The organism is Pseudoroseomonas cervicalis ATCC 49957 (genome assembly GCF_000164635.1).
In the GTDB taxonomy this organism is placed as follows: domain Bacteria; phylum Pseudomonadota; class Alphaproteobacteria; order Acetobacterales; family Acetobacteraceae; genus Pseudoroseomonas; species Pseudoroseomonas cervicalis.
This window is the reverse complement of the sequence record NZ_GG770780.1, coordinates 177,416-182,031: the sequence shown is the minus strand read 5'-3', so window position 1 is coordinate 182,031 and position 4,616 is coordinate 177,416. Positions and strand designations below refer to the sequence as shown.

The 4,616-nt window shown below is 73.7% G+C and carries 5 protein-coding genes and 1 other RNA gene; 3 read left to right on the top strand and 3 right to left on the bottom strand.

What is annotated here, in order from left to right:
* The first annotated feature begins 363 nt into the window (after positions 1-363).
* Positions 364-957 (top strand): malonic semialdehyde reductase, encoded by a 594-nt coding sequence (locus tag HMPREF0731_RS14280; RefSeq protein ID WP_007004864.1) that lies wholly within the window; start codon positions 364-366, stop codon positions 955-957.
* A gap of 79 nt (positions 958-1,036) precedes the next feature.
* Here the strand turns inward: HMPREF0731_RS14280 and HMPREF0731_RS14275 are convergent, their stop codons facing one another.
* The 3 genes from HMPREF0731_RS14275 to nudC are packed head-to-tail and all read right to left on the bottom strand — an operon-like array spanning position 1,037 to position 2,878.
* A complete protein-coding gene (locus HMPREF0731_RS14275; RefSeq protein ID WP_007004863.1) occupies positions 1,037-1,657 on the bottom strand; it encodes a pyridoxamine 5'-phosphate oxidase family protein in 621 nt (206 codons plus the stop codon).
* A gap of 7 nt (positions 1,658-1,664) precedes the next feature.
* Positions 1,665-1,955, bottom strand: a complete 291-nt coding sequence (locus HMPREF0731_RS14270; protein WP_007004862.1) for a hypothetical protein — start codon at positions 1,953-1,955, stop codon at positions 1,665-1,667.
* Entirely contained in the window at positions 1,952-2,878 is a 927-nt protein-coding gene (gene nudC / locus HMPREF0731_RS14265) for an NAD(+) diphosphatase (protein ID WP_007004861.1), read from the bottom strand. Before nudC ends, HMPREF0731_RS14270 begins: the two co-directional genes overlap by 4 nt.
* Positions 2,879-3,141: 263 nt before the next feature.
* Between nudC and ffs the strand changes: the two genes are divergently transcribed.
* Both ffs and HMPREF0731_RS14260 read left to right on the top strand, forming a co-directional pair.
* Positions 3,142-3,233, top strand: an RNA gene (gene ffs / locus HMPREF0731_RS23260) — signal recognition particle sRNA small type.
* 50 nt (positions 3,234-3,283) lie between these two features.
* On the top strand, positions 3,284-4,616 hold a 1,333-nt coding region (locus tag HMPREF0731_RS14260; protein ID WP_007004860.1), incomplete at its 3' end, for a DNA polymerase III subunit gamma/tau.

The window sequence follows — 4,616 nt, the reverse complement described above, 5'->3', positions numbered from 1 at the left end:
GGGCGCATCGGCGGCGGGGGCCTGGGCCCGGGCGCGCGGCAGCGCGGCGCCCGAGGCGAGGACGAAACCGGAGGCGAGCAGGTGTCGACGGCGCATGTCCCTAGGATGAGGGCTCCCCGCCGCCGCGACAACCATTCCCTGGCGCGGCTTGCGATTTGCAACAGGCGGGCGGGAAGGCGGGCGCTGGCAGCACCGGGGCAAGGGTCCCGGCGCGCCCCGTGGCGGTGGTCCCATCCCGCCGGGCCTCATTCATGGCATGAATGGTGGTGATCGGGACCCGAGCCTTGGCAGCCCCGCCGCGCCGCCGCATCCTGGCGGCAACCGGCGGTTTCCCCCGCCCTTCCCGCCCCAGGAGCACGCCCCATGGCCGAGCCGATCGACAGCGCCGCCCTCGACACCCTGTTCCGCGAGGCCCGCACCCACAACAAGTGGCAGGACCGCCCGGTGTCGGACGAGACGCTGCGCCAGCTCTACGACCTGGTGAAGCTGGCCCCCACCTCGGCCAATGCCAGCCCGGCGCGCTTCGTCTTCGTCCGCTCGGCCGAGGGCAAGGAGAAGCTGCGCCCGGCGCTTTCGGCCGGCAATCTGGACAAGACCATGACCGCGCCGGTCACCGTCATCGTCGCCTGGGATGAGCGCTTCTACGACAAGCTGCCGGTGCTGTTCCCGCACGCGCCGGACGCCAAGAGCTGGTTCACCGGCAGCGCCGCCTTCGCCGAGGCGACGGCCTTCCGCAACTCCTCGATGCAGGCGGCCTATCTGATCCTGGCGGCGCGGGCGCTCGGCCTCGACACCGGGCCGATGAGCGGCTTCGACAACGCCAAGCTGGACGAGGCCTTCTTCGCCGGCACCGGCTGGAAGTCGAACCTGCTGGTCAATCTGGGCTATGGCGATGCCAGCGGGCTGTTCGGCCGCCTGCCGCGCCTGTCCTTCGACGAGGCCGCCGACCTGGCCTGAGCCGCCCCATGGCGCCGGGCCGGCCCCTCACCGGCCCCGCCTCCGCCCCGCCCTGTCTTGCCCGGGCGGGGCGCCCGCCTCACCACATGCTGGCCCGCGCACGCTCCGGCCATTCGCGGTCATAGGCCTCGCCGCCGACGCGGCCCTGGCTGAGCTTGGCCAGGATCTGGCCGGGGCTGGGCAGAGTCGCCGGGTCCACCTGGCTCTCGGCCTGCCACAGCCCGGCGCGGAGGATGGCGCGGGCGCACTGGAAATAGACCTCCTGCACCCGCACCACGATGACGCAGCGCGGCGCCTTGCCTTCCATGGCAAGGCTCTCCAGCAGCGCCGGATCGGTGTCGAGCTCGGCGGTGCCGTTCACCCGCAGCGCGTTGCCGCTGCCGGGCACCAGGAACATCAGCGCCACGCGCGGGTCGCGCACGATGTTGCGCAGGCTGTCGATGCGGTTGTTGCCGCGCCGGTCGGGCAGCAGCAGGGTGCGCGGGTCGCGGATGCGCACCGCCTGGCCACGGTCGCCGCGCGGCGAGCAATCCATGCCCTCCGGCCCCACCGTCGCCAGCGCCAGGAAGGGCGAGGCCTCGATGAAGCGCGCGTAATCCGGGGTGACGTGATCCGTCACCTTGGCGGTGGAGGCCTCCCCCACCGCGCCCAGCGCGCCGTAGATCGCCTCCAGCTCCTCGACGCTGCGGAGGATGCTCATGCCCGCCTCACAGCCGCGGCGATTCGACGCCGCCCGGGGCGGCCAGGCCGTTGCGGCGCAGGCAGTCGCGATAGGCGCGCAGCCCGGCCACCCGCATGTCGTATTCGACCCGCTGCTGGTTGCCGAAATTGCCGGGGTTCTGCTGCCGGCTGAGCGCCACCACCGCCGGGTCGTTGCGCGCCTCGGCGCGGCAGGCGGCGTGGGCGGGGCTCTCGGAGGCATCGGCCACCGGGGCCGGGCGGCCGCCGCAGGCGGCCAGCGCCAGCAGCGCCAGGAGGGGAAGGGTGGCGCGCATCATGCGGACTCCAGCCAGTCCTCGATCAGCCGGCGCGCGATGGAATCGGCGCGCGGCAGGCCGAAGCCGTGGCGCTCATGGTTGCGGATCTCGTCACGGCTGAACCAGCGCGCGTCGCGCAGCTCCTCCGGGTCGATGGTGATGGCGTCCGACAGCGCCTCGGCATGGAAGCCCAGCATGATCGAGGCCGGGAAGGGCCAGGGCTGCGAGGAATGGTAGTGCACCTCCCCCACCGCCACGCCGACCTCCTCCGCCACCTCGCGCCGCACCGCCTCCTCCAGGCTCTCGCCCGGTTCCACGAAGCCGGCCAGCGTCGAATACATGGTGCTGTTGGGGAAGCGCACGGAATGGCCGAGCAGGGCGCGCGCCCCGTCGGTGACCAGCATGATCACCGCCGGGTCGGTGCGCGGGAAATGCTGCGCGCCGCAGGCGGTGCAGGCCATGGCGTTGCCGGCGCTGCGCGGCTCGCACACCCCGCCGCAGACGCCGCAGAAACGGTGCCGCACGCGCCAGTGCATCAGCCCGCGCGCATGCGCCAGCACGCTGGCCTCGCCCGCCGGCAGCAGGCCGGCGACGGCCCGCAGATCGGTGAACGCGCCGAACCCCTCGGGCAGCAGCGGCAGCGGGTCCTCGGCCGCCGAGCAATCCACCGCGAAGACCGGACGCCCCTCCCAGAAGCCCAGGAAGGCCCAGGGGCCGCCCGCCATGCGCACCGCCTCGGCCGCGGCGGGGGAGAGCAGCAGCGCCTCGGGCCGCCCCTCCTCCACCCCGCGCATCAGGCTGCGGCTGCGCCAGACCGGCACATACAGCGCCTCGGGCGAGGCCGCGCAGGCGGCGATGAATTCCGTGTCCTCCCGCCGGCCGGAGGCACGGTCGAGAGGGCTGCCAGTATAGGCATTGGGTCGGGAAGCCGGAATGGACAGCATGCGCGCCGGACCCTGCCACGCCCCTGCTTTTCCCGCAACTTTCTGCCGGGCTGCCGCCGTCCGGTGGGGAGGCGGGACGCTGCAGGCCGCCGGCGCTCCCGTTTTTCGGTGGGCTGCGGGGCGCGGCATGCCCCTTCGGCCGCTCCCGCCCCACCGCCACCCCGCCCCCGTGGCACGCCCCGCCTCTCCACAGGACAACGGCAGTCCGAAAAAAAGGAGGGGTTGTGGGGGGAGGGGGGCAGCATGATATGGTGACCTCGGAAGGCCGGTGGCGGACAGGCGCCTTGCCAACCCGGTCAGGTCCGGAAGGAAGCAGCCGCAGCGAGTTTCCGCCTGGGTCGATCCGCTGGTCTTCCACCTACGCCGCCGAGGCCCGCCGCGGGCCCAACTGGATCCGCCGCGCGCATGCCCAGCGACAGCCTCCCCGATCCGCTTGACCCGCCGCCCGTGCCCGAGGGCCCCGGCCTGTTCGGCGACCCGCCGCCGCCCGAGGGGCCCGGCCTGTTCGGCGAGGAGGCTCCGGCGGCCGCGCCACCCGTGACGGCCCAGCCCGAGCAACCCGCCACCCCCTATCGCGTGCTGGCGCGCAAATACCGCCCGCAGACCTTCGCCGACCTGATCGGCCAGGACGCGCTGGTGCGCACGCTGCGGAACGCCTTCGCGCAGAACCGCGTGGCGCACGCCTTCATGCTCACCGGCGTGCGCGGCGTCGGCAAGACCACCACCGCCCGCATCATCGCCCGCGCGCTGAACTGCGTCGGGCCGGACGGGAATGGCGGGCCGACCGCCGATCCCTGCGGCGTCTGCGCCGAATGCCAGGCGATCCTGGCCGACCGCCACCCGGATGTGCTGGAGCTCGACGCCGCCTCCAACAACGGCGTCGACAACATCCGCGAGCTGCGCGAGGCGGTGCGCTACCGCCCGGCGCGGGCGCGCTTCAAGGTGTACATCCTCGACGAAGTACACATGCTCTCCACTGCGGCCTTTAACGCGCTGCTGAAGACGCTGGAGGAACCGCCGCCACAGGTGAAGTTCCTCTTCGCCACGACGGAAATCCGGAAGGTCCCGGCGACGATCCTGTCGCGCTGCCAGCGCTTCGACCTCAAGCGCGTGCCGCAGGAGCAGCTGCGCGCCCATTTCGCCCGCATCGCCGAGGCCGAGGCCGTGCCCGCCTCGGAGGCCGCGCTGGCGATGATCGCGCGCGCCGCCGATGGCTCGGTGCGCGACGGGCTGTCGCTGCTGGACCAGGCGATCGCCCAGGCCGCCGGCAGCGCCGCGGGCGTCGAGGCCGATCTGGTGCGCGACATGCTGGGGCTGGCCGACCGCTCCCTGCTGTTCGACCTGCTGGAGGCCGCCTTCCGCGGCGACATCCCCGCCATGCTGGCGGCGATGGATGCGGGGCATGAGCGCGGCGCCGATCCCGGCGTGGTGCTGGCCGACCTGCTGGAGCTGACCCACACCCTGACGCGTCTGCGCGCCGTCCCCGCCCTGCGCCAGGACCCGTCCCTGCCGGAGCAGGAGCGGGTGCGCGGCGTGGCGCTGGCCGAGCGGCTGACCATCCCGGTGCTGGGCCGCGCCTGGCAGGTGCTGCTGAAGGGCATCTCGGAGGTGGCCGAGGCCCCCGACCGCCGCGCGGCGGCGGAGATGGTGCTGATCCGCCTCGCCCATCTGGCCGATCTGCCGAGCCCGGGCGACCTGGTGCGGCGGCTGACCGAGGGCGGCCTGGCCGCGCCGCAGC

What these genes read in the sequence shown, in the direction of transcription:
- HMPREF0731_RS14280 (WP_007004864.1), top strand. Translation starts at nt 364, where the DNA reads ATGGCCGAGCCGATCGACAGCGCCGCCCTCGACACCCTGTTCCGCGAG.
- HMPREF0731_RS14275 (WP_007004863.1), bottom strand. Translation starts at nt 1,657, where the DNA reads ATGAGCATCCTCCGCAGCGTCGAGGAGCTGGAGGCGATCTACGGCGCG.
- HMPREF0731_RS14270 (WP_007004862.1), bottom strand. Translation starts at nt 1,955, where the DNA reads ATGATGCGCGCCACCCTTCCCCTCCTGGCGCTGCTGGCGCTGGCCGCC.
- nudC (WP_007004861.1), bottom strand. Translation starts at nt 2,878, where the DNA reads ATGCTGTCCATTCCGGCTTCCCGACCCAATGCCTATACTGGCAGCCCT.